At 66.9% G+C, this 25,755-nt stretch carries 21 protein-coding genes and 5 pseudogenes; 15 read left to right on the forward strand and 11 right to left on the reverse strand.

Going from position 1 to position 25,755, the window contains the following annotated elements; genetic code table 11:
* Window positions 1–124 precede the first annotated feature (124 nt).
* A pseudogene (locus ACFV5H_RS12175) lies at window positions 125–324 on the reverse strand (3-oxoacyl-ACP synthase); the annotation flags it as partial.
* Window positions 325–409: 85 nt separating this feature from the next.
* Between ACFV5H_RS12175 and ACFV5H_RS12180 the strand changes: the two are divergent.
* A complete protein-coding gene (locus tag ACFV5H_RS12180) occupies window positions 410–1,270 on the forward strand; it encodes a class I SAM-dependent methyltransferase (protein ID WP_385194369.1) in 861 nt (286 codons plus the stop codon).
* 45 nt (window positions 1,271–1,315) lie between these two features.
* Here the strand turns inward: ACFV5H_RS12180 and ACFV5H_RS12185 are convergent, their stop codons facing one another.
* Entirely contained in the window at window positions 1,316–2,953 is a 1,638-nt protein-coding gene (locus ACFV5H_RS12185; RefSeq protein WP_385194371.1) for an alpha/beta hydrolase, read from the reverse strand.
* A gap of 797 nt (window positions 2,954–3,750) precedes the next feature.
* Complete coding sequence (locus ACFV5H_RS12190; protein WP_385047691.1) at window positions 3,751–3,972, reverse strand: CarD family transcriptional regulator; 222 nt, start codon at window positions 3,970–3,972, stop codon at window positions 3,751–3,753.
* Between the two features lie 262 nt (window positions 3,973–4,234).
* On the opposite strand from ACFV5H_RS12190, the gene ACFV5H_RS12195 reads away from it, so the two are divergent.
* A complete protein-coding gene (locus ACFV5H_RS12195) occupies window positions 4,235–4,378 on the forward strand; it encodes a hypothetical protein (protein WP_385047693.1) in 144 nt (47 codons plus the stop codon).
* Window positions 4,379–4,673: 295 nt separating this feature from the next.
* Here ACFV5H_RS12195 and ACFV5H_RS12200 read toward each other — a convergent pair whose 3' ends face one another.
* Window positions 4,674–5,570, reverse strand: a complete 897-nt coding sequence (locus ACFV5H_RS12200) for a helix-turn-helix domain-containing protein (protein ID WP_385194374.1) — start codon at window positions 5,568–5,570, stop codon at window positions 4,674–4,676.
* 4 nt (window positions 5,571–5,574) lie between these two features.
* Window positions 5,575–7,089, reverse strand: a complete 1,515-nt coding sequence (locus ACFV5H_RS12205) for an MFS transporter (RefSeq protein ID WP_385194376.1) — start codon at window positions 7,087–7,089, stop codon at window positions 5,575–5,577.
* A 576-nt stretch (window positions 7,090–7,665) separates the two neighbouring features.
* On the opposite strand from ACFV5H_RS12205, the gene ACFV5H_RS12210 reads away from it, so the two are divergent.
* The 4 genes and pseudogenes from ACFV5H_RS12210 to ACFV5H_RS12225 all read left to right on the forward strand — a co-directional run.
* Window positions 7,666–7,974 (forward strand): transposase, encoded by a 309-nt coding sequence (locus ACFV5H_RS12210; RefSeq protein WP_385194379.1) that lies wholly within the window; start codon window positions 7,666–7,668, stop codon window positions 7,972–7,974.
* Window positions 7,975–8,066: 92 nt separating this feature from the next.
* Window positions 8,067–8,555, forward strand: a complete 489-nt coding sequence (locus ACFV5H_RS12215) for a transposase (protein WP_385194381.1) — start codon at window positions 8,067–8,069, stop codon at window positions 8,553–8,555.
* Window positions 8,556–8,608: 53 nt separating this feature from the next.
* Window positions 8,609–10,021 carry an IS30 family transposase gene (locus tag ACFV5H_RS12220; protein ID WP_385194384.1) on the forward strand — a complete coding sequence of 471 codons (1,413 nt, stop codon included), beginning with the start codon at window positions 8,609–8,611 and terminating at the stop codon, window positions 10,019–10,021.
* A gap of 4 nt (window positions 10,022–10,025) precedes the next feature.
* Window positions 10,026–10,319: pseudogene (locus ACFV5H_RS12225) on the forward strand (IS3 family transposase); the annotation flags it as partial.
* A gap of 31 nt (window positions 10,320–10,350) precedes the next feature.
* Here ACFV5H_RS12225 and ACFV5H_RS12230 read toward each other — a convergent pair.
* Together ACFV5H_RS12230 and ACFV5H_RS12235 are read right to left on the reverse strand one after the other, a co-directional pair.
* Window positions 10,351–10,788 carry an IS3 family transposase gene (locus ACFV5H_RS12230; RefSeq protein WP_385194386.1) on the reverse strand — a complete coding sequence of 146 codons (438 nt, stop codon included), beginning with the start codon at window positions 10,786–10,788 and terminating at the stop codon, window positions 10,351–10,353.
* A complete protein-coding gene (locus ACFV5H_RS12235) occupies window positions 10,785–11,084 on the reverse strand; it encodes a transposase (protein WP_385194389.1) in 300 nt (99 codons plus the stop codon). The genes ACFV5H_RS12230 and ACFV5H_RS12235 overlap by 4 nt, the downstream gene beginning before the upstream one ends.
* A 437-nt stretch (window positions 11,085–11,521) precedes the next feature.
* On the opposite strand from ACFV5H_RS12235, the gene ACFV5H_RS12240 reads away from it, so the two are divergent.
* Entirely contained in the window at window positions 11,522–12,001 is a 480-nt protein-coding gene (locus tag ACFV5H_RS12240) for a hypothetical protein (RefSeq protein WP_385194392.1), read from the forward strand.
* A gap of 9 nt (window positions 12,002–12,010) precedes the next feature.
* Here the strand turns inward: ACFV5H_RS12240 and ACFV5H_RS12245 are convergent, their stop codons facing one another.
* The 3 genes and pseudogenes from ACFV5H_RS12245 to ACFV5H_RS12255 form a co-directional block, all read right to left on the reverse strand.
* Complete coding sequence (locus tag ACFV5H_RS12245; RefSeq protein ID WP_385194395.1) at window positions 12,011–12,877, reverse strand: hypothetical protein; 867 nt, start codon at window positions 12,875–12,877, stop codon at window positions 12,011–12,013.
* Window positions 12,878–12,879: 2 nt separating this feature from the next.
* On the reverse strand, window positions 12,880–14,082 hold the full coding sequence (locus ACFV5H_RS12250) for a DNA methyltransferase (RefSeq protein ID WP_385194398.1): 1,203 nt from the start codon (window positions 14,080–14,082) through the stop codon (window positions 12,880–12,882).
* A gap of 302 nt (window positions 14,083–14,384) precedes the next feature.
* A pseudogene (locus ACFV5H_RS12255) lies at window positions 14,385–14,579 on the reverse strand (IS1380 family transposase); the annotation flags it as partial.
* A gap of 123 nt (window positions 14,580–14,702) precedes the next feature.
* Between ACFV5H_RS12255 and ACFV5H_RS12260 the strand changes: the two are divergent.
* From ACFV5H_RS12260 to ACFV5H_RS12270, 3 genes are all read left to right on the forward strand, one after another.
* Window positions 14,703–15,950 carry an IS256 family transposase gene (locus ACFV5H_RS12260; RefSeq protein ID WP_385194400.1) on the forward strand — a complete coding sequence of 416 codons (1,248 nt, stop codon included), beginning with the start codon at window positions 14,703–14,705 and terminating at the stop codon, window positions 15,948–15,950.
* Window positions 15,947–16,465 carry a GNAT family N-acetyltransferase gene (locus ACFV5H_RS12265; protein WP_385194403.1) on the forward strand — a complete coding sequence of 173 codons (519 nt, stop codon included), beginning with the start codon at window positions 15,947–15,949 and terminating at the stop codon, window positions 16,463–16,465. The genes ACFV5H_RS12260 and ACFV5H_RS12265 overlap by 4 nt, the downstream gene beginning before the upstream one ends.
* A 281-nt stretch (window positions 16,466–16,746) precedes the next feature.
* On the forward strand, window positions 16,747–17,301 hold the full coding sequence (locus ACFV5H_RS12270; RefSeq protein ID WP_385194406.1) for a hypothetical protein: 555 nt from the start codon (window positions 16,747–16,749) through the stop codon (window positions 17,299–17,301).
* 124 nt (window positions 17,302–17,425) lie between these two features.
* Here ACFV5H_RS12270 and ACFV5H_RS12275 read toward each other — a convergent pair.
* Window positions 17,426–18,217, reverse strand: a pseudogene (locus tag ACFV5H_RS12275) (IS256 family transposase); the annotation flags it as partial.
* Window positions 18,218–18,385: 168 nt separating this feature from the next.
* On the opposite strand from ACFV5H_RS12275, the gene ACFV5H_RS12280 reads away from it, so the two are divergent.
* From ACFV5H_RS12280 to ACFV5H_RS12300, 5 genes and pseudogenes are all read left to right on the forward strand, one after another.
* Window positions 18,386–20,212, forward strand: coding sequence for an IS481 family transposase (locus ACFV5H_RS12280; RefSeq protein WP_385194408.1), 1,827 nt, complete (start codon window positions 18,386–18,388; stop codon window positions 20,210–20,212).
* 54 nt (window positions 20,213–20,266) lie between these two features.
* Window positions 20,267–21,412, forward strand: a pseudogene (locus ACFV5H_RS12285) (tyrosine-type recombinase/integrase); the annotation flags it as partial.
* A gap of 1,549 nt (window positions 21,413–22,961) precedes the next feature.
* Window positions 22,962–23,537: a hypothetical protein gene (locus ACFV5H_RS12290; RefSeq protein WP_385194411.1), complete on the forward strand. Its 576-nt coding sequence runs from the start codon at window positions 22,962–22,964 to the stop codon at window positions 23,535–23,537.
* 377 nt (window positions 23,538–23,914) lie between these two features.
* Window positions 23,915–24,517: a hypothetical protein gene (locus ACFV5H_RS12295; protein ID WP_385194414.1), complete on the forward strand. Its 603-nt coding sequence runs from the start codon at window positions 23,915–23,917 to the stop codon at window positions 24,515–24,517.
* Between the two features lie 118 nt (window positions 24,518–24,635).
* Entirely contained in the window at window positions 24,636–25,754 is a 1,119-nt protein-coding gene (locus tag ACFV5H_RS12300; protein ID WP_385194417.1) for a hypothetical protein, read from the forward strand.
* The last annotated feature ends 1 nt before the right edge of the window (window position 25,755 follow it).

A 25,755-nucleotide genomic window follows, 5' to 3' on the forward strand; every position in this document is an offset into this window, starting at 1 on the left:
CGGCACGCGGCCCACCGGCTCCGCCTACGCCGCCAGTCTCGGCGTCGGCGCCGTGTTGTGCCCGTCGGTTCCGCCTACGCCACCCGCCTCAGCGCCAGCACCGCGTTGTGTCCGTCGGTTCCGCTTACGCCACCCGCCTCAGCGCCAGCACCGCGTTGTGCCCGCCGAACCCGAACGAGTTGCTCAGCATCAGATCACCGGTGTCCGGCAGCACCCGCGGTTCCCCCGCACCACGTCCAGGTCGATCGCGTCGTCGACCTCCCCGCAGCCCACCGTCGCCGGCACCACCCGGTGGTGCAGCGTGAGCACCGCGGCGACCGCCTCCGGCGCGAACCCGGACGAACGATCGCAGTCGTGCGAGTGTGCCGACGGGCCCCGCGGGACGCCCTCGCAGGGCACCATGTGCCCTATGGCCGACAACCGGATCGTGAACACCCACCAGTCCGAGGCGTGGAACGGCTACGAAGGCCGGCACTGGGCCGACCACCAGTCGCGCTACGACGCCCTCAACGACCCCGTCAACGCCCCGCTCCTGTCCGCCGCCCGCATCCGGGACACGGACGGCGTCCTGGACATCGGCTGCGGCAACGGACACCTGACCAGGCTGGCCGCCCGCACCGCGGACCACGCCGTGGGCGTCGACCTGTCGGCCCCCATGCTGGAACGGGCCCGCGCGAGCACCGCTGCGGACCACCTCACCAACGTCTCCTACCTCCAGGCCGACGCCCAGGTGCACCCGTTCGAGCCCGCGGCCTTCGACGTCGCCCTGAGCCGCTTCGGCATCATGTTCTTCGCCGACCCGGTCGCCGCGTTCGCGAACATCGGACGCGCCCTGCGTCCGGGCGGACGCCTGGCCTTCGTCTGTCCGCAGTCCGTCGACCGCATGGACCAGTCAGTGATCTTCGCGGCGGTGGCCGAGCACGTCCCCCTGCCTGACTTCTCCGAGAAGACGGAGACGGGCCCCGCCGCCTTCGCCGACCCGGCACGCACCCGGCACGTCCTGGGCGACGCCGGCTTCGACGCGATCACCGTCACCCCGCTCGAAGCGCCGCAAGGATGGGGCACGGACGCGACCGACGCCGCCACGTTCCTCTTCGGCTGGGGCCCGATGCGCCACTGGCTGCGCGACGCCGCCCCCGAGGGCGTCGCCCGCGCCCGCCAGGCCGCCGCCGACGCCTTCCGCGCGTACGAGACGGAGGACGGCGTACGCCTCACGGCCCGCCACTGGCTGGTGACGGCCACCTGGCCGGGCACCCAGGGACCCGCGTGACACCCGGCCGGGCCGTCCGCCGGCGAGGCCGGGGCGGGCGCGGGACTACGGCCGGCCGAGGACGCCGCCGGCCGTCCCGCCCCCACCGGTGTCCACGCCGCCGCGGGGCTTGGGCGTGGCGAAGGGCGCCGTGTCCTGCCGGCACGTCGTTCCGGGCGGCGGAAGGGTGCCGTCGACGAGGTAGCGGCTCTCGTACTCGTTGACGCAGCCGCTGGGGTTGAACAGCGCGGTGTGCCCGTGCCCGCTGTGGGTGAGCAGACGGGCGTCGGCCAGTGCGCCGGCCATGGCCCGAGCTGCCGAGTAGGGGGTCGAGGGGTCGTACGTGGTGCCGACCACCAGGACGGGATGCGCCGTCGGCCTGTCCCACGGTCCGCGGTAGCGGTCGGCCGCCACAGCCGGCCAGTCGGTGCACACCACGGACGCCCAGGTCCAGTGGCGCCCGGCGTCGCCCGCGCGGGCGGCGGCGGCCTCCTCCAGGACGGGGTAGACGGCGGGGTCCCGCGGATGGGGACTGTCACCGCAGAACACCGCACCGGCCTGTTCCTCACCCACGTACGGATTCGGATCCGGGACCGGCGGGGCGGGCGGAAGCGCCGACGGCCCGGGGACGCGCCCCCGCCACAGGTCCTGCAGCCTGCCGGCGAGGTTCGTCCACCCGGGGTGGACGATGTAGAGGCCGCTCACGATGTCGGAGACCGTACGGGCGTACGTCCACTCGCCCACGGGACGCGCCCGGAGCCGCCGCATCAGCTCGTCGTACTTGTCCAGGGTCGCTTCCGGGCCGCCGGCGGAGAAGGCGCACCGGTCGGTGGTGGTGGACCCGCACAGGGTGAGGAACTGCTCCAGGGTCGCCGCCGCCGTGCGGTCCGCACCCATCCGCAGGAAGGCCGTGGACCGGGGCTCCTCGTCGGAGCCGTGGTTCGTCCACGCCTCCGGGTCCCAGTCGCTGTCGAGGACCATCGCGCGGACCCTGTCGGGGAAGAGGTTGGCGTAGGTGGCGCCCAGGAACGTGCCGTAGGAGATCCCCAGGTAGGTGAGCTGCGGGTCACCCACCGCCCGGCGGAGCCGGTCGAGGTCGCGGGCCGTGTCCGCGGTCGACACATGACGCAGCAACTCGGGGTCGCGCCGTTCGCAGCGCCGGCCGAGATCCCTGTACGCGGCGGTGTAGACGGCCCGCTCCTTCTCGCCCACCGGGAATCCCGCCGGTTTGCCCGCGTCCCAGGCGGCGGCCTCCTCGGGACTCGCGAAGCAGTTCACCGCGGTGCTGTTGCCGACCCCGCGGGGATCCCAGCTCACGATGTCGAACCGCTCCCGCACCTCCTGGGGGAAGGACTCGTAGTTCTGCGGCATCTGCACCGTTCCGGGACCGCCGGGGCCGCCGGGGTTGAAGAACAGGGTGCCGACGCGCGCTCCGGGCCCGGTGGCCTTCCGTCTGACGACCGCCAGCTCGATGGTGCGCCCGCCCGGGTCGCGGTGGTCCAGCGGCACCTCGGCGGTGGCGCAGTCGAACGGACTGCCCTGGACGCAGGGTCTCCAGTCCAGCTCCGGCGTGGGCACCGAGGGTGCCGGCCCGCCGTCGGCGGCGGTGGGACCCAGCCCGGTGAACGCGGTCGAACAGGCCACCACCGCGGCGACGACCGCGGCACGACGCCGACGCCCGGATATCGGCCCAGGTATGTGCATGGCCTTCGTCCCTCACACTCGAACGCCCGACACCACCCCGACCGGGGCACCGGCACGCCTCCGCGTCAAGAACACCCCGCCCCGGCAGGACACGCGAGCCGACAGCAGCCGACCGACGGACGGACATTCAGTACGAGATCGGGAACATGCCGTCCACCCCGAAGTCACGGAGTGCGGCACCGTGTCCCTGACCGTCCTGGGTGAGACATGGGGGACCGACGGTGTGGGAGCAGCTATCCGCCTTGGCAGGCGTGATCGTGGGAGCCGCCGGCTCCTACGCGGCGACCGGCCTCACGGGACGGAGCCGGTGGCGCCGGGCCAGAGCCGAACGCCGGGACCAGAAGAGACCGGACACCTACGCGTCCTACGCGCTCGTGTGACGTGACCTCGGCATTCCGGGGCCGCTCCCGCTGTCCGGCAACTGGCCACGCGTCCGGCAGCGGCAGGGCGAGTCGAGCTGAAGACGGCCGACGCGTGCCCCGGATCCACCTGCTTTCCAGCGGGTGAACCCGGTCACCTCCGGTGCCGCCCGGCCAGGCGCAGAGGACGTTCCCCCCGCTACGGCCGTGCCGCACCCGCGTCCGGGACCGGTCCCGGACCGTCCTGCAGGCGGAGGTACTCGTCGTCCCCGAAGTCCGGGGCGTGGAAGGGACGTGTCGTCGGAGGCGGCGCTGCCGGGGAAGCAGGGCGAGGCGCCCCTTCCAGGGCGGAGAACTGCAAGGTCAGATCGATGAGGGGGCTCCCATTCATTACGAGTCCCTGCGGGACCCGGCGTGCCGTGACCGGGCACAGCGGTCCTACAGCTTGGTCATCTTGGAGTACGGGCTCAGGATCCGCCGTTCCTCCGAGCCGAAGTTCACGACCGCGGCGATCCCCTCCTCGATACCGGTGACCCGACCGAGGCCGTACATGTCGTGGGTGACCTGGTCACCCACGGCGAACTGCTTGGGAGGCAGCGCGACCGGGGCCTTGAAGGGGCTCGTGGGCAAATGGCGTTTGGGTGCAGCAGACTTTGTCATTGCCCCCAGTATGCGCCTGCCGTGTCCGGCTTGCTGCGGTCCTGCGACGCCTGAACCGTCACACTCCCACAACGCCGTCGACCGGCCGACCTTCGCGATCCGGTGAGCGCGAGCGGCGCCGGGGGGACTGACCTGCGGAAAGACACACAGGGACATGCGGAACGGGCTCCTTCCGGCGTCATCGCCCCGACCCGGGACGGGAGCGGACCGGCGGGACACCACGCACGAACGGCACGAAGGCCTGGCTGTCGTGGAGGTGAGGATGCCCGAACCGGAGGTCGACCATGTCCTCGGCGGCGTCCGCCACGACGTACAGGTCCCCGGCCCCGTCCGGCCCGCGTCGGCCACCGTCGTCGCCACCCTGGACACGCGGGCGCGGGAGATGGACCACTGGATGGCCCGCTGAGCCGGCACGACCGGCGCACCCTGGTGCCGACCCGACATCCTGGGCCTGCCGGCCGCCCACAAGGAAACCGTGCCGCCACCGTCCGGCGCGGCACCGGACGGTGGCGGCCTCGAACGAAGCAGCTCGCCGACGCGCCCGGCCGGCCCGACACGCCACGCTTCGACTGGGTGATGGCCGGCACCCATGGGTGAGCCGGAGGCCGTCGACTTCGGCTTCGGCTTCGGCTTTGCCACGCTGGACGGCGACGGCGGCCGAATCGTCTCCGACCACCAGTACTTCGACCCATCCCACCGGCCTACGTGGTGCCGGCGCCCGGCGAGGCGGCCTGACCGCGTCCCGCGGCGTCCCGCGCCGCCCCCGCCGGGTCCGGCCCGGCGGGGGCGGACGCGTGCAGGCGGGTGAGCAGCTCGCCGGTGGGTCCGTCGGCGGGCAGGAACACCTCGACGGCGAGTTCGGCGACGGTGACGTCGAGCGGCATGCCGAAGGTGGCGATGGTGCAGATCAGGGAGAGCTCCGTGCCCCGGTGGCGCAGCCGCAACGGTAGCGTGAGGTCGGCCTGGTCGGTGCGCGGCGGCCGGGTCGGCTCGCCACCGCCCGGGTAGGCACACAGCTCGCGGTACAGCTCGGCGAGGCCCGGCTCGGCGGTCAGCTCCACGCGCCGCCGCAGGCGCGTCAGCAACTGGGCGCGCCAGTCGGCGAAGTTGATGATCCTCGGCCGCATGCCCTCGGGGTGCACCGCCAGCCGGAGCGCGTTGACGGGGGGCCGCAGCAACTCCGGCGCGGCGCCCTCGGCGAACAGCTGGAAGCCGCTGTTGCCGAGCACGACGTTCCAGTTGCGGTCCACGACGAGGGCGGGGAAGGGTTCGTGGCCGTCCAGGATCTGACGGAGCGCACCACGCACGGGCGACATCCCGGCGACGTCCGGGGGAGAGTCCGTGTAGGAGGGCGCGTAACCGGCCGCCAGCAGCAGCTGGTTCTGCTCGCCCACAGCCAGACCCAGTTGCCGGCCCAGACGCAGGACCATGTCCCGGCTGGGCTTGGACCGCCCGGTCTCCAGGAAGCTGAGGTGACGCGCGGAGATCTCGGCCCGGGTGGCCAGGGCGAGCTGGCTGTAGCCCCGCTGCTCCCGCCACAGACGCATCAAGTCGCCCACCGGGCGGGTTACTTGCCGGCTTTCCTGCACCTCGGTCATCTCATCACCCTGCATCGTCCTCGGCGTCGGACACAACCGCGGGAGCGGGCCGCGCACGAGGAACAGCGTTCGTGCGGGGCAGCGCCTGGACCAGCAGGGCCAGGACGGCGGCGACCCCGCACAGGAAGACGATCCCCCGGTCGAAGGCGTGGGTGAAGGACGAGGCGTCGGGCCGGTCGCCCAGTGCGCCGTAGAAGATCACGCCGATCACCGCGACCCCGATCGAGTTGCCGATCTGCAGGCCGGTGGTGAGCACGCCGGAAGCGGAACCCGCGTACCGCGGGTTGACCCGGGCGAGCACCGTGGAGGCGAGCGGGGCGACCACGAGACCCATGCCGGCGCCGTCGATCACCAGTCCGGGGACGAGCCACGCGGTGTGGCCGCCCGTGCCCAGCCGGCCGGCGGTGACGCCGATGACGACCAGGCCGACGACCATGAGCAGGGCGCCGACGGCGAGCACCTGACGGCCCAGCCGGGCGGCGAACCCGGTGGCGTTCATCGAGGTGTACAGGTAACCGGCGCCGAGGGCGGCGAAGAGCAGTCCCGCCTCCAGCGCGCTCAGACCGCGGCCGGCCTGCAGGTAGAGGGCGAGGACCAGGAAGAAGGACGCCTGGCCCATCCAGAAGACCAGCTGGCAGGCGAGTCCGACGACGAAGGCACGGTCGCCGAACATGGGGATGTTCACCAGGGGCGAGCCGCCCCTCCTGCCGATGGACCGCTCCATGGCCACGAAGGCGGCCATCAGCACCGCGAACGCGCCGAAGGACAGCCAGGTCCACAGCGGCCAGCCCTCCTCGCGGCCCTCGATGAGCGGCAGCACCAGGGCGACCAACGCGAGGGTGACCACGACGACACCGACGACGTCCAGCCCCGGACGGCCCCCGGCCTTCGACTCGGGGACCACCTTGAGGGTCAGCCCCATGATCAGCAGGCAGACCGGCAGGTTCACCAGGAAGCAGGACCGCCAGCCCCACCCGGCGACGTCGGCCTCGATCAGCAGACCGCCGATCAGCTGCCCGAACACGGCCGCGAGCCCCATGGCCAGGCCGTAGCCCGCGAACGCCTTCACGCGCGCGGCCCCGGTGAAGACCGTGCTCAGCAGCGCCAGCACCTGCGGGGCGATCAAGGCGGCGGCGAGACCTTGCAGCACCCGGGCGAAGACGAGCGAGCCGCCGGACTGGGCGACGCCGCACAGCAGCGAGGCGACGGTGAACAGGCCCAGACCCAGCAGGAACATCCTGCGGCGCCCGTACAGGTCGCCCAGCCGCCCGCCGGTGATGAGACCCACGCCGTAGGCCAGTCCGAACCCGGCGACCACCCACTCGACGGCGGAGGCGCCCGCGCCCAGGTCGGTCTGCAGCGAGGGGAGGGCGACGTTGACGATGAAGAAGTCGAGGGTGGTGATGAAGACGCCGGCCAGCACGGTCGGCAGGACCAGCCGGTGGGGCGCGGCCGGACTCCCCTCCGCCGGCGCGGGCGGGGAGGGCGCCGGGGCGCCGGGGCTGATTCTGGTGGTCATCGTGGGTACTCCCGATCGATCACAGGGGTGTTCACCCGGCGCCCACGGCCGGGCACAGACGTGTCCGAGTGCTCACCCACCGTGTCGCCCGGAGATCGACGGGGTCAATTACCCACCAGGTAAGCACCGGCCCCCGACCCGCACCCGTGGCTGCGGCCATGTTCCATGCCGGCGTGCGCGACAAGGGGCGGCCGACGCTGCCCAGGGGCGCCCGACGGGCGGGCCACCTGGCAGTACGCGGACGAGGTCCGCGTGGGTGAGCCGCACATCATCCGACGTCGGATCGGCGGATACGAGATCTTCCATCCCAGCCCCGCTTGAGGGACGGAGGGCCACTGCCGACGGATGTCGGTCGGCGGTCCTCGTGCGGTGTGATCGGCGTGATTCCCGGCGGGAAGGTTCACGTGCCGCATGGATTGTCATACTGTCCGACTAGCCTTCGGTGTATGGGGCTTGGCGACATCAGGTACGAAGACGTCATCGCGGCGACCGAAGAGTTCCGCAGTCGGGTCTGCCGCACGATCGGGTGACATCTGATCTGGCTTGCCCTGTGGGGTGGGTGAGAAGGATGTCGCTGTGCCCAAGCCATATCCGGAAGAGTTCCGCCAGGACGTCGTGCGGGTCGCGAGGAACCGCGGGTCGGGTGTGACGGTCGAGCAGGTGGCCACCGACTTCGGAGTCCATCCGATGACGTTGTGGAAGTGGATGCGTCGCGCGGACATCGACGACGGGACCAAGCCCGGAACGACCAGCCAGGAGAGCGCAGAGCTTCGGGAAGCGCGTCGGCGGATCAAGCTGCTGGAGCAGGAGAACGAGGTTCTGCGGCGGGCCGCGGCTTATCTGTCGCAGGCGCATCTGCCGGGAAAAGAATCTACCCACTCGTGAAGGAGCTGGCCGGGGACGGGGTGCCCGTCACGGTTGCGTGCCGGGTGCTGAAGCTCGCAGGATAGCCCTACTACCGCTGGCTGGACCAGCCGGTGACCGATGCCGTGCTGGAGGAGGCGTATCGCGCGAACGCGCTGTTCGACGCGCACCGTGACGACCCAGAGTTCGGCTACCGCTTCCTGGCCGACGAAGCCCGCGGCGCCGGGGCCGTGATGGCGGACCGGACCGGATGGCGGATCTGCCGGGACAACTGCTGGTGGAGCGTGTTCGGCAAGAAGCGCGGCAAGGGCAAGAAGACCAGCCCGCCAGTGCACGACGACCTGGTCCGCCGTGACTTCACCGCGACCTGTGAGAACCGGCTGTGGCTCGCCGACATCACCGAGCACGCCACCGGCGAAGGCAAGCTCTATCTCTGCGCGGTCAAGGATGCCTTCAGCAACAGGATCGTGGGCTACTCCATCGACGAGCGGATGAAGTCCCGCCTGGCCGTGGCCGCCCTGGACAACGCCGTGGCCCGGCGTGGAGACGTCGATGGGTGCATTCTGCACAGCGATCGCGGATCGCAGGGCGAATTCAAGTAGTCGTCGCAACACCTTGATCAGGGAGGTGTTGGGTGGGACGACCGGGGAAGTTGATGCCGCAGGCGCCGGCTGGGGCGCGACGGCAGTGGGCTGCGGATCGGGCGATGCGGGCGCCGATGCGCTCGCCCGGGCGTCCGGAGCCGTCGCGCGCTGTGCTGCGGGAGTTCTGGCGTGTGATCGCGTCGGGTGTCACGACGGTCCAGGCCGCGGAGAGTGTGGGCGTGTCGGCTCCGGTCGGGATCCGGTGGTTTCGGCACGCTGGCGGGATGACGCCGCTGAGCCTGGACGAGCCCGCCGGCCGGTACCTGTCGTTTGCCGAGCGTGAGGAGATCGCGCTGCTGAAGGCACAGGACAAGGGCGTGCGCGAGATCGCTCGCACGATCGGCCGCGATCCCGGGACCGTTTCTCGTGAATTGCGCCGGAACGCTGCGACCAGGGGCGGGAAGCCGATCTACCGGGCCGTCGTGGCGCAGTGGAAGGCACAGCAGGCCGCGAAGCGTCCGAAGTCGGCGAAGCTGGTGGGTAACGAGCGGCTGCGTGAGTACGTGCGGGACCGGCTTGCCGGGAACGTTCGCAGGCCTGACGGCAGGATCGTGTTGGGCCCCAGGACACCACCGTGGAAGAGGTTGAACAAGCCCCGCCGTCAGGACCGACGGTGGTCGACGGCGTGGAGCCCGGAGCAGATCGCGCATCGGCTGAAGGTCGACTTCCTCGATGATGAGTCCATGCGCATCAGTCACGAGGCCATCTACCAGTCGCTGTTCATCGAGGGGCGTGGTGCGCTCAAGCGTGAACTGGTGACCTGTCTCCGAACGGGGCGAGCGCTGCGGGAGCCGAGGGCCAGGTCACGGAACAAGCCCCAGGGGCATGTCACCACCGACGTCGTCCTGAGCGAGCGCCCCGCCGAAGCCGACGACCGTGCCGTGCCCAGGCACTGGGAAGGCGACCTAATCATCGGGACGGGCAGGTCCGCGATCGGCACGCTGGTCGAGCGCAGCAGTCGTTCGACGCTCCTGGTCCATCTGCCCTGCTTGGAGGGCTGGGGCGAGAAGCCGTACCTGAAGAACGGGCTGGCCCTCGGCGGCTACGGGGCCCTCGTGATGAACGCCGTACTCACGGCATCGATGACCATGTTGCCCGACCAGTTGCGCAAGACCCTGACGTGGGATCGAGGGAAGGAGCTCTCGGGCCACGCGCAGTTCGCACTGGACACCGGCACGCGGGTGTTCTTCGCTGACCCGCACTCACCGTGGCAGCGCCCGAAGAACGAGAACACGAACGGTCTGCTGCGGCAGTACTTTCCCAAGGGCACCGACCTGTCACGCTGGTCGGCTGACGATCTCGCGGCCGTCGCTCACAAGCTCAACAACCGGCCACGAAAAATCCTCGGATGGAAGACGCCTGCCGAAGTCTTCGATGAGCAACTACGATCGCTTCAACAAGCCGGTGTTGCATCGACCGGTTGAACTCACCCAGTTCCGCTCCCGGAAGTTCGTCCGGGCGCTCGACCGTCACCGGATGGCCGGATCGATAGGAAGAGTCGGGGCGGCCGGCGACAACGCGGCCATGGAGTCCTTCTTCAGCCTGCTGCAGAAGAACGTCCTCGACCGCCGCGTCTGGGCCACCCGCGAAGAACTCCGGATCGCGATCGTAACCTGGATCGAGCGGACCTACCACCGACGCCGTCGACAAGCCACACTCGGCCGACTGACCCCTATCGAATTCGAGACCGTCATGACCACGCCGGCCCTCCAAGCCGCGTGACCGAACCTGTCACCCGAAGTTGCATCAGACCCTAAAACCAGCCCTCGGAGGTGGGCAGGTAGGTGATGTCACCGACCAGCCTGGTTCCGAGACGCTCGGCATGGAAGTCACGGACGATCAGGTCCGGGGCGGGCTTCGCCTTCACGTCGGGCCGGCTCAACGAACGCCTCTTGCGCCGGCTGACGCCGCGCCCACGCATTACGCGGGCGACGCGCTTGCGGTTCACTTGCCGGCCCAGGCGGCGCAGTTCGGCATGGATCCGTGGGACACCGTAGGTGTGGCAGGAGACCATGTGCAGCACGGTGATCTCGTGCGCGAGCGCATCGTCGATGGCCTGCCGCTTACGCCGGGCGGCCTCACCCTCGCGCCAGACGCAGTAGGAGGAACGGGCGACTTTCAGCACCCGGCACAACAGGACGATCAGGTACGTCGCCTTCTCCGCATGGATCAACCGGTACAGCTCGCTCACCGGCCCTTTTCCTTCACGAAGAAGGCCGTCGCTTTTTTCAGAATCTCGATCGTCTGCTGCTGTTCGCGGACCTCCTTGCGCAGTCGCTTGAGCTCCTCGCGCTCGGCGCTGGCCAGCTCACCGGAATCGCCCTCGCCCCGGTCTGCCTTCGCCCGGCGATACCAGCCGCGCAGGGACTCGGAACTGATCCCGAGCTCCCGGGCGACGGCGGTGACTGTCTTGCCCGAAGAGTAGACGAGCGCGATCGCATCCCGTTTGAACTCCTCGGTGTACCGCTTCGCGTACTTGCTTCCCACCTGGCGCTATTTCCTCTGGAACCTCAAGATCCCAGTCTCCAGATGTCCACGATCAAGGGGAAGCTTCACTTGGGGATCTGCCCCAAACCTCGGCCCTCCCCTCCAAGAGAGCCGGGATCGTTCGTCTGCAGGCGTGTGAGTGGTAGGGCTGGCGGAGTGGGTCGGGGGGCAGTCCCCCGCCGGCCGGCCACCCCAAGGGGCGCACCTGGGTTCTTCGGGGGGCGCCAAGACCAAGCCCAAAGGGTCACCGCGGTGTGCCTTGGCGCCCCCCGAAGAACCCAGGTGCGGCTACTGCTGCCCGACCGACGAGGGACCACCCCGCTCAGCCTGGATCCACTGCGGGGCGATAGGTTCGAGGTAGGTCCAGGATCAAAGAGAAACAGGCCGCCGACTTCGTCGGCGAGCTGCCGCGAAAGATCAGAGCTAGGATTATGAGTATGACTGCAGACGAGATGCCGCTGAGCAGGGACGCGGTGGAGCCCGCGAGCAACTTCTACGTCTGTACCATTTCGCGCAAATCCCCACGCAATTGGACTCTCTGCCGCGAGATCGGGCTGTACGGCATCCCCGGCCATCGTCGTGCACCGAGAGCCAAGAAAGGCGATCGCATCTTCATCTGGATGGGTGGCAAGGGGTATATTGCCGAGGCAGTTATCACTGAAGAACCGCGGACGCCGAAGAATCGATGCGAGGCGCCTTGGCCCGGCGGGCTCTACTCTTTCGGATGGGTGATTCCCTTCGATATCGTGCTAGAAGTAAAAGATGGCGTCCCATTCCCATTCATTGGCCAGCGCCAGGAGCGCACTGGAGTTTCGAAGTCTGGCTTGCAAAAAAGTCTCGTCTTGCTTAGCACCGAGGGTGCCGAGGTCATCAGAGAGGCGCTGCGCGAGCGCGCCGAGAACGAAACGTCCACCTAAAAGGATCGGTCAAACAAAGGTGTTAAGGAAATCAACTGCGTCGGCCGAAGTGCCAAATGTGGCCTGGATGACGTCTCCATTCGTGTACGCGATCCGGATCTCGAATCGCAGGAACGGAACAGCCTCCACACCGCAGGAGTAGGACCTGACAGCCTGAATAGCATCTTGCACGGAAACGTATTGCTTGCCGTTTCCGTGCAACGGAGTGACGATGACGTAATCAATGCTCCTCACGACGCGGCGCTCCAGCTCGGTGACAAAGTCGCGGAACTCGTCAGCGTGAGCGGTGCGCAACGCAGTCGCCAACCCCCGCTTCTCAGCGTAGGTCTTGTTGGTATAAGCGTCGCACTGCTCCTGCCAGAAGTCGTCTGGCGTGCCCTCACCGAGTCCCTCAATATCTATATCAGCATCGCGGAAGACCTTCGTCGTGGTCGGGAAGTGGAGATGCAGCACCACGAATCCGCTTGACCGCATCTGCTGCAGGGACGGCGCTGACCACTGTCCAGCCACCACCGCAGCAGGCGTCGGCTTAACGTTATTCCATTTCGCAAGCACTGGGAGCACAGCTCCCTGAATCTCTTGCGCCTTAGCCTTAGAGTGCTTCGTGTACCGCCGCCATGCCGCCTCTATGAAAGCCGCTGGATTTCCAGCCTTTCTGGAGCCGCCTCCGCGCTCCAGCACGAAGTCAAGGTCGTGGCTGTTCCCCAAGTCGTCGGTCCATGTAACCAGCGCGCCGGAGCGCACTCCGGGGCGAGGACCTTTGCTGTCTAGGTACAAGTCATGACGGTCGGCGATGTCCTGGAGGACCGGCTCCAGCGCTTCCTCTATGACGTTGCCGATGATCTGCCCGAGGAGGTGACCCGGTGCTGTCGCCATATTCAGCCCTCAATCCAAAGGCGACCCTCGTGAAGAGGGTGATCGTGTTTCCGGTTCTTCCACTTCGTGTTACGGTCGCGGACCTTCTCGAAGCGCCACTCGTTGAACCCGGCCGAGAGTGCGAGCTCTCCAAGCCAGCGCTCGACCGGCACATGAACGCCGTACGGGGCTGAATCCCCAACGACGTAGCAAACCTTTACGCCTGGCGCGCTTACCCGCCGGAGCGCGTGCCAGATTTTCGCAGAGTCCAAGAAGTAGCCCGCAACCATGAGGTCGTAGGCTTTATTCCCGCCCTTTGTGCTCCTGACTTTCGCCAGCTCAGCAAAGACGGCCAGCAGCTCTTTACGGATCGGCTCCAGCAGCGGCGACTCTAGCGCCTCAGCAGGGTCCCAGCCGCCCATGTGCTGGGTCGCTGACTTCATCAGCTTCTTTCGCAGCGGTTTCAAATCGCCCCAGCCGACGATCTCGCCGAGGAACGATTGCTCCAGTCGCGTCGCATCGGCATAGTCAAAGTTGTTCGCGTAGGGCGGCGACGTGACAATGAGGTCTGCCCATCCATCCGGGACACCCTCCAGAGTCCGGGCATCGGCTTCCATGATCTGCCCCTCGGGTGCTGATCTCCTAGAGCCCATTGCCCACATGTCTTGCGCGAAGAGTTCGACGCGAGCTTCAAATGCCGAAAGCGGCTCCGCGACACGGCTCTTCGTCTTGTTTGGAAGCACGTACTGCCACTGTGCGGTCCCAGCAGGAGAACAGGCACGAATGATGCTCACCAACGCCAGCCATAGCAGCTCGTCGTACTCGTCCCCAACTCGGAGGCGCTCGATCGCATCGCGTACACGCAGCAAGTCAAGTAGGGCCTCCCGGTCAGGGAAGCACTTAGCAATCAATGGCGAGGACGGCTCCGTTACGGGGCTGCCCTTTCCAGCCTCAAGTCGAACCTCGTCGGCGCGCTTGATGAGAACGTCGGGATCGGCTCGCCATGCGAGCTTGGCTTTCGCGATGCGGGTGACGAACGGGTGCACATCGACGCCGACGCCAGTAGCTCCAACTGTCTCGGCAGCAATGACGGTGGTGCCAGAGCCACCAAAGGGGTCGAGCACATGCTTCGCCTCGGACTCCTCAATCACCGTCGCAGCCCACTGGGCTGAGAAACCAGCGCTGTATCGGAACCACCGGTGCACTGGAAGCCGCATGTTGTCCACGAATGTGGTGGTGTTAGCCGCTCGTTTCACTTGCGGAACATCCATCGGCAACGGTGGTTGAGTCACGTCGATCCTCCTAGCGACGGGTCGTCCGTGTGCCCGCCTGCACTGAGATGCTCGCAAGGGTATCGGAGCGCTCCGACAGCTTAGCCTCGATCTTGTATGAGGGTCCGCCGACGGAGTCGGTGGGCCCTTTCGCTTTCCGGAGCTTACGGTAGGCTGGCGGCCCGGCTGTCGTGTGGGCGCCGGGTTCCGCTGCCCGGGACGGATGATGTTGTCGTCGGGACGGTGGACGTTACCGGTCAGCCGGGGTTTGGCAGGAGTGCGAGTCGTTCGAGGGCGCCTGTAATCTCGCCGGTCCAGGGCCAATGCTTGACGAGGCGGAGGATCTTGCGGCGGCCGGTGGTGACGAGCTGGGCGGCCGCGGAGAACAGACGGAATCACAGGCGTCGAGGCTCCCGGAGCCGTGCGGTGCCGGTGCGGGCGAGCATGGGTATTCAGGGAGCAATGCTCATTACCTATGGATCGGCTCGGGAGGACACACGCGAAGGGCGTACCTTCCCGAGTGATCGATTGACTGGCATCGAGTAGGCCCGCGTTGCCGCGCGGGTCGGGAAGGCATGCCCGTGCTCAGCGTAGTGAACGCCGACGGCTCCTCTCTAATCGACGAGATCGTCCGCGAGGGCGCACGGCGGATGCTGGCCGCCGCGCTGGAGGCCGAAGTGAACGCTTACATAGCCGAGTTGGCCGAACAGCGAGACGACAAGGGCCACCGCCTGGTCGTGCGCAATGGCTACCACCAGCCGCGCAAGGTAACCACGGCGGCTGGGGTCGTCGAGGTCAAGGCGCCGAGGGTGAACGACAAACGCGTCGACGAAGCCACGGGTGAGCGCAAGCGGTTCTCCTCGGCGATCCTGCCGCCGTGGCGCCGCAAGTCCCTGAAGATCAGCGAGGTGCTGCCGCTGCTCTACCTGCACGGCCTGTCCTCTGGCGACTTCGTGCCCGCGCTGGAGCAGTTCCTCGGCAGCTCGGCCGGGCTCTCCCCGGCAACGGTCACCCGGCTCACGCAGCAGTGGCAGGCTGACTACGCCGCGTTCATGGACCGCGACCTTGCAGAGGTGGACTACGTCTACGTGTGGGCCGACGGCATCCACCTCAACGTTCGCCTGGAGGAAGCTAAAGCCTGCGTGCTCGTCCTGGTCGGCGTGCGTGCCGACGGCTCGAAGGAACTCGTTGCGCTCAAGGACGGCTACCGCGAATCGGGCGAATCCTGGGCCGACCTGCTGCGCGACTGCGCCCGCCGGGGCATGCGCGCCCCCGCCCTGGCGGTCGGCGACGGGGCCCTGGGCTTCTGGAAGGCACTGGCCGAGGTGTTCTCCGACACCCGCGAGCAAAGGTGCTGGGTTCACAAAACCGCAAACGTGCTCGATGCCATGCCGAAGTCCGCACAGCCGGGCGCGAAGAAGGCCATCCAGGACATCTACAACGCCGAGGACAAGCAGCACGCGCAGGCAGCGATCAAGACGTTCGCCCAGCTCTACGGTGCGAAGTTCCCCAAGGCCGTCAAGAAGATCACCGACGACGAGGCCGAGCTGCTGGCGTTCTTCGACTTCCCCGCCGAGCACTGGATCCACCTGCGGACCACCAACCCGATCGAGTCCACGTTCTCCACCGTCCGGCTGCGGACCAAGGTCACCCGCAGGTTCGGCTCGCGCACCGCCGCCCTGGCCGTGGTCTTCAAGCTCGTCGAATCCGCCCAGCAGCGCTGGCGGGCCGTGAACGTACCCCACCTCGTCGCCCTTGTCCGGGCAGGTGCCTGCTTCGAACACGGCCAGCTCGTCGAACGCCCCGAGGCGGTCGCAGCGTGAGCACCCTCGCGGCCCAGGCCATCAGCACCAGCAGGCTGGACCTGCTGGTGCTGCACCTCGAACACGCGGAGGAGATGGCCGCTGTGCTGTCCGATCCGGCCCTGCACACGTTCATCGGCGGCACGCCGGACACGCCGCAAGCCCTGCGCTCGCGCTACCAGCGCGTGATCGCGGGCTCTCCCGATCCGACCGTGTCCTGGCTGAACTGGGTAATCCAGCTTCGTGACGAGTCCTGCCTGACGGGCACAGTTCAGGCGACGGTCAGCCCCTCCGGCCGCGGCCCCATCGCCGAGATCGCCTGGGTGGTGGGGACTCCATGGCAGGGCAAAGGCATCACCACCGAAGCAGCCCGGGGACTCGTCGCCTGGCTCGGCCGGCAGCCGGTGCACACCGTCATCGCCCACATCCACCCCGAACATCGGGCATCTGCCGCTGTCGCCACTGCCGCCGGGCTCACCCCCACCGACGAATGGCATGAAGGCGAGATCCGATGGCATCGGAGCATCAGACGATAACTTCAACGATCCAGAGGTCTTGATTATTACTCGCGGGCGCCCGCGCCAATTCCCCAGAGGTGATCCACCGCCGCTATGCAGGCGTCGTCGACGACAGCGAAGCGGAGAACAACAAGAAGATCGAAAAAACGATGGGGTGGGACATCGGCCCTCACTGATTACCCGTCAGGGCGCTACAGTCACCGACCATGCGAACATCCGGCAGGCGTGTAGCGCCCTTCATCCTCGTGACTCTCCTGGCTGGTTGCGCCACAAAGACCACAACGACGAAGGCTGGTGGGGTGACGACAACCGTCGTCCAAGACAGCCAGTGGGTCACGGCACTGATATCTGCTGGGGCTGTCCTGATCAGCTCGGCTCTAGCGGCGTGGACGGCTCACCACTACACAAGCCGCACGGAGAAGGCAAGGCAAGACCACGCTGACAAGCAGGAAGATTCCAGGCGACGCCACGAGTCAAAGCTTGCCGAGGAGCAGCGAGTGCGAGACCAGGTGATCGCGACGGCGACGGCCATCTCCAAGATGCTCCATGACTTCCGTGTCAAAGCCGGGGCAGCTGCTGAGGCAGTCAACGTCGACGCAGCTGAGCTGTATGACGAGTGCCTAACGCTTGTGCGCAAGCACCATGACGATGCGCTGCCCGTGATCGAGGTCATGCCAGACGCTTACCTACGGGAATGCGCCAATGAGGTCTTCGAGGTGCACGGGTACTGGGCTGCCGACTCTGCAGATGCCATGGTGAACGACACCAGCATGCCCGACAGAAGCGGCTTGGATGGCAGCCGGGCACGGTTCTATGACCACGCTCGGACGATCATCAGGAACGCTGCGGTGTGACCCACACGCCCCTCACACGCGATCAGTGCGCAACAGCGAGAAAGAGCGGGAGACAGTGAGACTGTCTCCGGTTACGTCCGCTGGAGTGGTGTATCGACGGCCACTCGGTGATCTCGTTTTGAGGCTATGTGGTGAGTTCGGCGGGCAGGGCGGGGTCGTCGTTTTCTGACTCGATCGGGTGGAGTCGAGCCTTGGCGAGGAGTTCGCGGCCCATGTAGCGGCGGGCTTCGGTCCACTCGTCGTTCTGCTCGGCCAGGACCGCCCCGACGAGCCGGATCACGGCGGTGCGGTCGGGGAAGATGCCGACCACGTCGGTGCGGCGGCGGATCTCCTTGTTCAGCCGTTCCTGCGGGTTGTTCGACCAGATCTGCCGCCAGATCTCACGCGGGAAGGCCGTGAAGGCGAGCAGGTCGTGCTGGGCGGCGTCCAAGTGGGCTGCCGCCTTGGGGAACTTGACCTCCAAAGCATCCAGGACGTGGGTCATCTGGGCCTTCACCGCGTTGGTGTCGGGCTGTTCGAACACGGTCCGCAGCAGCGTTGCCACCCAGGGCTGGGCCGACTTCGGGACCTGGCTCAGCAAGTTCCTCGCGTAGTGGGTGCGACAGCGCTGCCACGACGCGCCGGGCAGCACCACGCCGATCGCGTCCACCAGGCCGGCATGGGCGTCGGAGATGACGAGCTGGACGCCGGACAGGCCGCGGGCGATCAGCGAGCGCAGGAAGGCGATGCAGCCGGCGCCGTCCTCGGCGGTGGCGACGTCCAGGCCGAGGATCTCGCGATGGCCGTCGGCGTTGACGCCGACCGCGACCAGGGCGTGCACGTTGACGATGCGACCGCCTTCTCGGACCTTCTGGGTGAGTGCGTCGATTCAGACGAACGAGTACGGGCCGGCGTCCAGGGGCCGGTTACGGAAGGCGGTGTCGGCGTACACGTGAACGTCCCCACCCGCGTACGGATGAAAAGGGACAGTTGCTGATGTCCGGTCCCGGGAGATGCTTGACACTTCGGTCCCAGCTGATGGTTGACGGTGGCCGTGTTCGGCTTTTCTGTGCACGTCGTTGCGGCGTGTGTGGGGAGGCTGGGATTGGCGCTGGTGGAGTTGTCGGTTGTCGAGCAGCGGTATCGGGCTGTGCTTGCGGTGCTGGCGGGTGCGACGGTGACGGAGGTTGCCGCGTCGCTGGGGGTGTCGCGGCAGACGGTGAGTGGGTGGAAGTCGCGGTATGGGGCCTCGGGTCTGGTGGGGCTGGCGGACCGGTCGCGTAGGCCGGCGTCGTGTCCGCATCAGGCCTCTGCCGAGGTGGAGGCGGCGGTGTGTGAGCTGCGGCGCAAGCATCCGAGGTGGGGTCCGCGGCGGATCGCGTTCGTGCTGGAGCGGTCCGGGAGCGTCACGCCGGTGCCGTCGCGGATGACTGTCTATCGGATCCTGGTGCGGCATGGGCTGGTGGAGCCGGGGGTTCGGCGGCGGAAGCGGTCGGATTACAAGCGCTGGCAGCGGGGCCGTCCGATGCAGCTGTGGCAGATGGACATCGTCGGCGGGGTCATGCTCGTCGACCCGGTCACCGGGGAGCTGACCGAAGCCAAGGTGGTGACCGGGGTGGACGATCATTCCCGGTACTGCGTGATCGCGCAGGTGGTGGAGCGGGCGACCGGGCGGGCGGTCTGCGCGGCGTTCGCCCGGGCCTTGCAGCGGTTCGGGGTGCCGGAGGAGGTGCTGACCGACAACGGCAAGCAGTTCACCGACCGGTTCGGGCAGGGTGGTGAGGTGCTGTTCGACCGGATCTGCCGGGAGAACGGGATCGCGCACCGGCTGACGCAGCCGGCGTCGCCGACCACGACGGGCAAGGTCGAGCGGTTCCACCAGACGCTGCGACGTGAACTTCTTGATGACTGCGGCGCGTTCGAGAGCATCGAGCAGGCTCAGGCGGCGCTGGATCGCTGGGTGGAGGAGTACAACTCCTCGCGGCCGCATCAGGCGCTGGATATGCAGTCTCCGGGAGACCGGTTCGCCCCGGTGTCCGAGGAGGAGCGGGACGTCCTGGGCCTGAAGATCCCCGGAGTGCTGGCGCTGGTGCCGCAGCAGCGGACACCTCCAAAGGATCCGGAGCCGGTTTCGACCGGAGCCTCCGAGGTTCCTGCCGTCCTGTCTGAGGTGGTCCCGGCAGCGGTGCCGGTGGAGCCCGGCGCCCCGGTGGAGTTCGAGCGGGTGGTGCCGGCGAGTGGGAATCTGCAGGTCGCGGGCAAGCAGTTCTGGCTGGGGCCGGCCCGCTCGGGGCTGACGGTGACGTTCTGGGCGGACACCTCGGTGATCCATCTGCTGATCGCCGGGACGCGGATCAAGACCGTGCGCTCGCACCTGTCGGTGGCGGATCTGGGACGGCTGGCGGTCCGGGGCGGACGTCCGGCGGGGCCGGCCCCGCTGCCGGGCGGTGACGGGGCGGCGTTCGAGGTGGATCGGGTGGTGAACAACGGCGGCCTGGTCGGTCTGGGCGGCCGCCAGGTGCTGGCGGCGGAGATCCTCGGCGGCCGCTGGGTGGGCATTCGCATCGACGGCGAGACGCTGTCGTTCTTCGACCCATCCTCGCGGGAGCTGCTGCGGGTGCGGCCCAACCCTCTCAGCGGTGAGGAGGTGCGCAGGCTGCGGGGCCTGCGGTCGGCCGGACCGCCACCGTGTCCGGGCACAGAGCCGGTGCGGGTGCAGCGGCGGGTCAGTGCGGTGGGCACCGTCATGGTCTGCCGCCAGGTCGTCTCCCTCGGCCGCCCCTACGCGGGCCAGACGGTGACCGTCCACGTGTCGGACACGACGATCACTGTCGAGCTGGACGGCCAGGTCCGGGTCATCCGCCGCACGACCGACGTCCCGGTCCGCAACGTCAAGGCCAACAGGCCCCACAAGGTTTCCGATGTTGTCTAGGCCCACCGTCAAGCAACAGCCGGGACCAGAACGTCAAACATCACCTGGGACTAGACATGGTACGCCTTCGCTCTCAGGTACCTCGCCATGAAGTGGCCTCATGCCGCCCCCAACACACGGGACGGCATCAATGAAGCCCTCACCAGCGTGACGCTGGAACTCCTCGACGAGCGCGCCGGACGGCCGTCCGACGAGGTGATCCGCAGAGCATTGCGTAACTGGGCCTTCGTGCTGCCGGGGCCCGATGACCGGGAAGTCCCGGACGACGTGCGGAACGTTCTCCACTGGGTGTCCAAGGCGTCCCGGCCGCTCGCCGATCTCGCTGAACCGGCCACGGCTCGCGCGGTCCTCGACTCGCTGAAGCTCAAGCTCGATGGCACGGCGGCAGCGGTGGAGACCGTGCGGCGTAAGCGTCGGACGTTCGTCAACGCCGCGAATTACGCCGTCGACCTGGGGGAGCTGCGTGAGAACCCCATCACGGCTGTCCGCTGGCAGAAGCCGAAGGTGTCCAACCAGGTCGATCCGCGGGTCGTAGCCAACCCGGAGCAGGCGCGGAACCTCCTGGCGGCGGTTTCCTACGTGGGCGGGTACCGGCGTGCCCGTGGTCGTCGCCTCGTGGGTCTGTTCGCCGCCATGTACTTCGGCGGTCTCCGGCCGGCGGAAGCGGTCGGCCTCGTCGAGACGGACCTGAACCTTCCCGGGCAGGGCTGGGGCTCGGCGCTGCTCCACCGGACCCGTCCGTCCGTCGGCAAGCAGTGGACCGACTCAGGGGAGACTCATGACGACCGCGGGCTGAAGAACCGGCCGACCGAGGACGTCAGGCGGGTGCCCATCCCGCCCCACCTCGTCGCCGTGCTCCGCGAGCACCTGGCCACCTTCGGCACGGCAGACGACGGGCGGCTGTTCTTCAGCGAGAAGGGGGCGGTTGTCCCGTCCTCGACCTACTACCGCGTGTGGCAGGAGGCTCGGCTCCTCGCGCTTCCGCCTGCCGTCGCGGCCTCGCCGCTCGCAAGTCGGCCGTACGACCTTCGGCACTCGGCGCTGTCGACATGGCTCAACGCGGGCGTCGACCCGACCGAGGTGGCCGAGCGAGCTGGCAACAGCGTTGAGGTCCTGCTCACCCGCTACGCGAAGTGCCTTGACGGGCGCCAGGACGTTGCCAACCGGCGCATCGAGGACCTGCTGCGCGAATACGAGTGACAGACCGTTGTGAGATCTAGGCCCCCCGGACCTCCTAGTCGGGGGGCCTAGACGTGTGGTTCCGACGTGTTCATCAGTAATGGCGATCACTAACCAGGCAGACCGTTCGGACGCGGGCCAGGCATGCCGCCCGCTGTCTGGAGGACGAGGTCTCCCCTTACTTTCCTTTCTTCGCGGCTGCTTGCGAACGCCGAATCACGACCAGCACGGCTGCAGTACAAACGATGATGAATACCGTCATTCCAAGGCCTACCGACTGGATGGCGAGCGAGCCGAGCAAGAGAACGATCGCCAGTAGGAACAAGCAGCCGATGCTCCCGTAGGCACACGAAACGATCATGGGATCCTCGCGCATGTATCCCCCCAAGAAGTTGAACCAGCAAGCAGCGAGCATAGATCTAAGGCGCCACAGCCGGCCGGATGCCCGATGCACACGCCTCGCGGACCCGCACGCCTTAGAAGACGTGTCGCGCCTCGGGGAGCGCTCCACAGACCGTGGCGGCGAAGAGTCGCGAGGTTGGGGGTGTTGGCTGCGTCTAAGGTGCCGTCAATCTGCCGGATCACGGTCTACCGCTGTGGGGTTCCGTGGTCGGTGATGCCTTAAGGTCCCGTCCACGCCTCGTCCACAGGCTCCGACACACGGCCGCTCCGAGCGGCACACGCCTGCACATACGCGAAGACCCCGGCCTCAGCGTTTCCGCTGGTGACGGGGTCTTTGGGCACTTCCTGCGAAGTGCCCCCGGCAGGATTCGAACCTGCGCACACGGCTCCGGAGTGATTGCGCCGATCGAGCCATGCACCCCCTCTGACCTGCGCGGGAGCCAGTCCGTTGTGGTACGGGGACACACAGTGTGTCGGAGCTGTGTCGCAGGAGCCCTCAGTTGGCCGCGGCCGGGCACTGCGCCGGCCGCTTTTCCCGTGCGGGCTCCCCGCTCGATCTGGTGCGCTTGTGGTGCGAGCCGCCGGTGGTGTTGCCGCTAGTGCTGCGGCAGGGGCTCACTTCCTGCGACGCTTGCTCGCCCTCTTCTTCAGTTCGGCCTGGCCACGCTTCGTCCAGTCGCCTTGATGGAGGTAGCAGCGCGCTGTGCCCTTCATCGTCTTGTTCTGGCAACGGTGCCCAGCGGCGGTCGGCCAACCGCACTTCCCTTGCTTCCACTCACCCACCGTCCACCCCCGGTAGTTCGCTTCATGGGCCGGAACCCAGCGTGCACTTCCTCGCACGTCTCAGGGGAGGGCGCATGGCCGACGGCATGGAAGCTCCACGCGCACGCGAGTCAGTACAACCGGCGCACGGTCTCGTGCGCACGCTTTCCAACTGTCCGCGTGGCGGTACCGGGTCGTTCGTGCAGGATGAAAGGGCAGGTCACACGGGATGTGTGTACGGCGGTGGATGCTGACGGCCGTCAGCGCACTGGACAAAGGCCAGGACAACGCATGCTCCCCGCTGACCAGCGTGGATGCGTGACCTCTCCGAAAGGCCCGTGCTTGCGATCACTCGGCAGTAGTCTCATCCAGTACTGCTGACGGCAGAGTCGGAGGGGGATCGTCGATGACGGATGCCTATTCGTCGCAGAAGTCTGTGACGCGCTGGGATGTCTCTATGGGGGACCTGCCCAGGCAGGTTGTGGCCGCCTCGGAGGGCAGTCGTTTGTTCCTGCTCCCCGACAAGACGATTGACGGCGTAGGACTTTACAAAGATGACGTGGTCGGCCTTATCAAAACGCTGAGGCATCACGGTGTGGACATCGACTTCGCCTCCGCTCGGGAAGACAGGCGCTACCTCAGCGAATTCGGTGCCACTGACGTGGTGGCAGTGATTGCGATCGCAGTGGCCGGCAACCTCACTGGTGACATGCTCAAGGGCGTTGCCCTGGCTGTTTGGCATCGGGCTCGTTCGGCGCTCGGAGCCGACTCCGCACGGGAGGAAGTGGGCTCCGCGAATGTAACCGTCCGTATCGCCGAGATCGAACGCAACGATCGAGGAACTGTCGTGCGGGGTTTGGAGGTCACCAGTCAGGTAGCAGATATCGAAGCCCTTATCCGGGATGCAATCTCTGACCGTCGGCCGACACAGCTACCTCCTGGATTGTCAGACGCGGACGAATCTGAGGACGCGGCCGAGTGAGATTTCATGGACGCGCCATCCGTACCGGCGTGCCGCTTCCTCCGGCGGCGGGCCCGGCCCGCCTAGCAATGATGTATCGAGACGGTGTGGAGGCTCTGAAGGACTCCGCGCGCTTGTACGGGCAGTGCTGCCGCAGTATGGCGCAGACCTGGGGCTTGGATGCTTCGCAGACTCCCTCGTGGGAAGCTACGACCGCTTTCATTCAGCGTCACGGCCTGTGTTCTATGGAAGCGCAACGAGACTTCCTAGCCGAGGTCTGGTCACGGGCCCAAAGGCGACTGCGACGTGAGATTATCCGGCGTACGCACACTTCGCCTCCTCACATTGGTCTTCCAGCCCCGCGTGCCGAGGGATTCGACCACCGGCAGTACACGATGATGGCGAAGGCGCTGCACTTGCAGCCTGGCGCGCAAGCGCATGCTGGTCCGTGGCACGACTTGGAGATTTCGGCCCGCACGTCCCTCGCGCGGGCAGTCGATGCCTTCAATTTCCTGGAGGACACCGAACTCGCCGAATTTGCCCATGAACATGCGCACAAGGTCGCCGCCCTGGTGGGCGGCATCTTCGGTTGCGGTATCGAGTACAGCGAAGACACTTACTGGGACACCTGCCCGATCTCGCTCATGCACCGCAGATTTGGAATGTCTGTCGGGTTTACGACGACACGATGCTGCTCTTTGTGCGGGGAGGACCTCGATCTTTGTGAACACTTGCTCGACACCCGTTACGAGGTGAAGGTTCACCGCAGCCCCGAGGGGCTGTGTAATGCGTGTGGGCGTCGTAGCTGTTCACACAACGATGGTGACGTCGTGCTGGCTTACCCTCATCCGGTCATGGGCGACGTGCAACTTCACGAAATAAGCCTGGTGACTAGACCGAGAGACCCACTGGCCCGCATCACGAAGATCGAGCTCGATCATCAACTCCTCGCACGCAGCTTGGGAGAGCAGCCCAACGGCCACGACGTCCGGTGCTACTGATGTCTCCATCCCTGTGACGGCTTCACGACGCCGACGCTTCAGGACTGAAGAATGAGGGCCTGAGCCGATTGGACGGAACGACGAGGACCAGGTTAGATTCTGGCGATTTTAAGGGGGCATGATGCGAACCGTAAAAATGGAACGTGGGGGCGAGTCGCTCATCACCGAAAAAAGGCGCTGGCCGATGAGAGACGCGGGTGATGGGTTTATTGCCCATGAAAGCGACTTGGGGGGCGTGACAGCCACTGACTTGCAGGCGGCTCTCCGCTCCTATTGTAAATTTGTTTGGGGAGACCCAAGTCGGGGCGAGACCGACCTCGCAGTATCTGACGTACCGGAGGAATACCTGGATGACGAGGCCCCTCCGGGTGATATCGGGTTTTCCCTGAAGGACGGGCAGTTATTTCTATCGCTGACGGCCTGGCTGGAGGATTACATCGATCTTCCAGACGCTGGGGAAGCTTACGAAGAATCTCTCAGTCTATTGCTAGAAAGGATGGGGTGCGAGCTATTCCATCTGGGGACTCACCCTAACGCCGGCAGCGCACCTCCCTATTTCACCAATATTGACATTAGTATTCCGATTCGCGGCAAAAGATTGGCTGAAATGTATGCGATCGGCCAAGATGTCAAAGCTTTCTTGGGTGCTCTGCAAGGCGGCATCCTCACTAGGGACACCGCCGTTAGTTTACTGAGGGCAGAGAAGGGAGAGTTGCTGATTGGTCAGCCGGAGGGGCCCTGGCTTGATGTAAAAGTTGACCACTATGACCTATCGGGACGTGCGGGCAAGATTTCGTTGGCTCAATCGGTAGCCAGATTCGCAAATGCCGAGCACGGCGGAGTAGTAGTGGTGGGAATGAAGGCGAAGAAGGTTCCGAATGGCGAGATCATCAAGACAATCCACCCGGTCCCCATGGACCCACGCATGCAGAAGAAGTATGAGCTTGCGATTGACCAGCATCTATTCCCGCCACCTGATCATTTGACCGTTGAGCTGGTGCCGCATGACTACGGGATGCTTGTGGTGATCAGCTTTCCTCCGCAACCAGAAGAATTGAAGCCTTTCCTTGTTCATGGAGCCATCTTGGATGGGTCTGTTGAGGGGGCTTTTATCAGTATCGTCCGCAGGCGGGGCGAATCTTCGATACCAATTACTGCCCCCGCAATTCACGCGACGATGGCCGCCGGAAGGGCGCTTCTGCGGCGGGGGGAGGTGCGCGGGCTGGACACCGACTGAA

Source organism: Streptomyces sp. NPDC059787, from assembly GCF_042732315.1.
Classification (GTDB): domain Bacteria; phylum Actinomycetota; class Actinomycetes; order Streptomycetales; family Streptomycetaceae; genus Streptomyces; species Streptomyces atrovirens.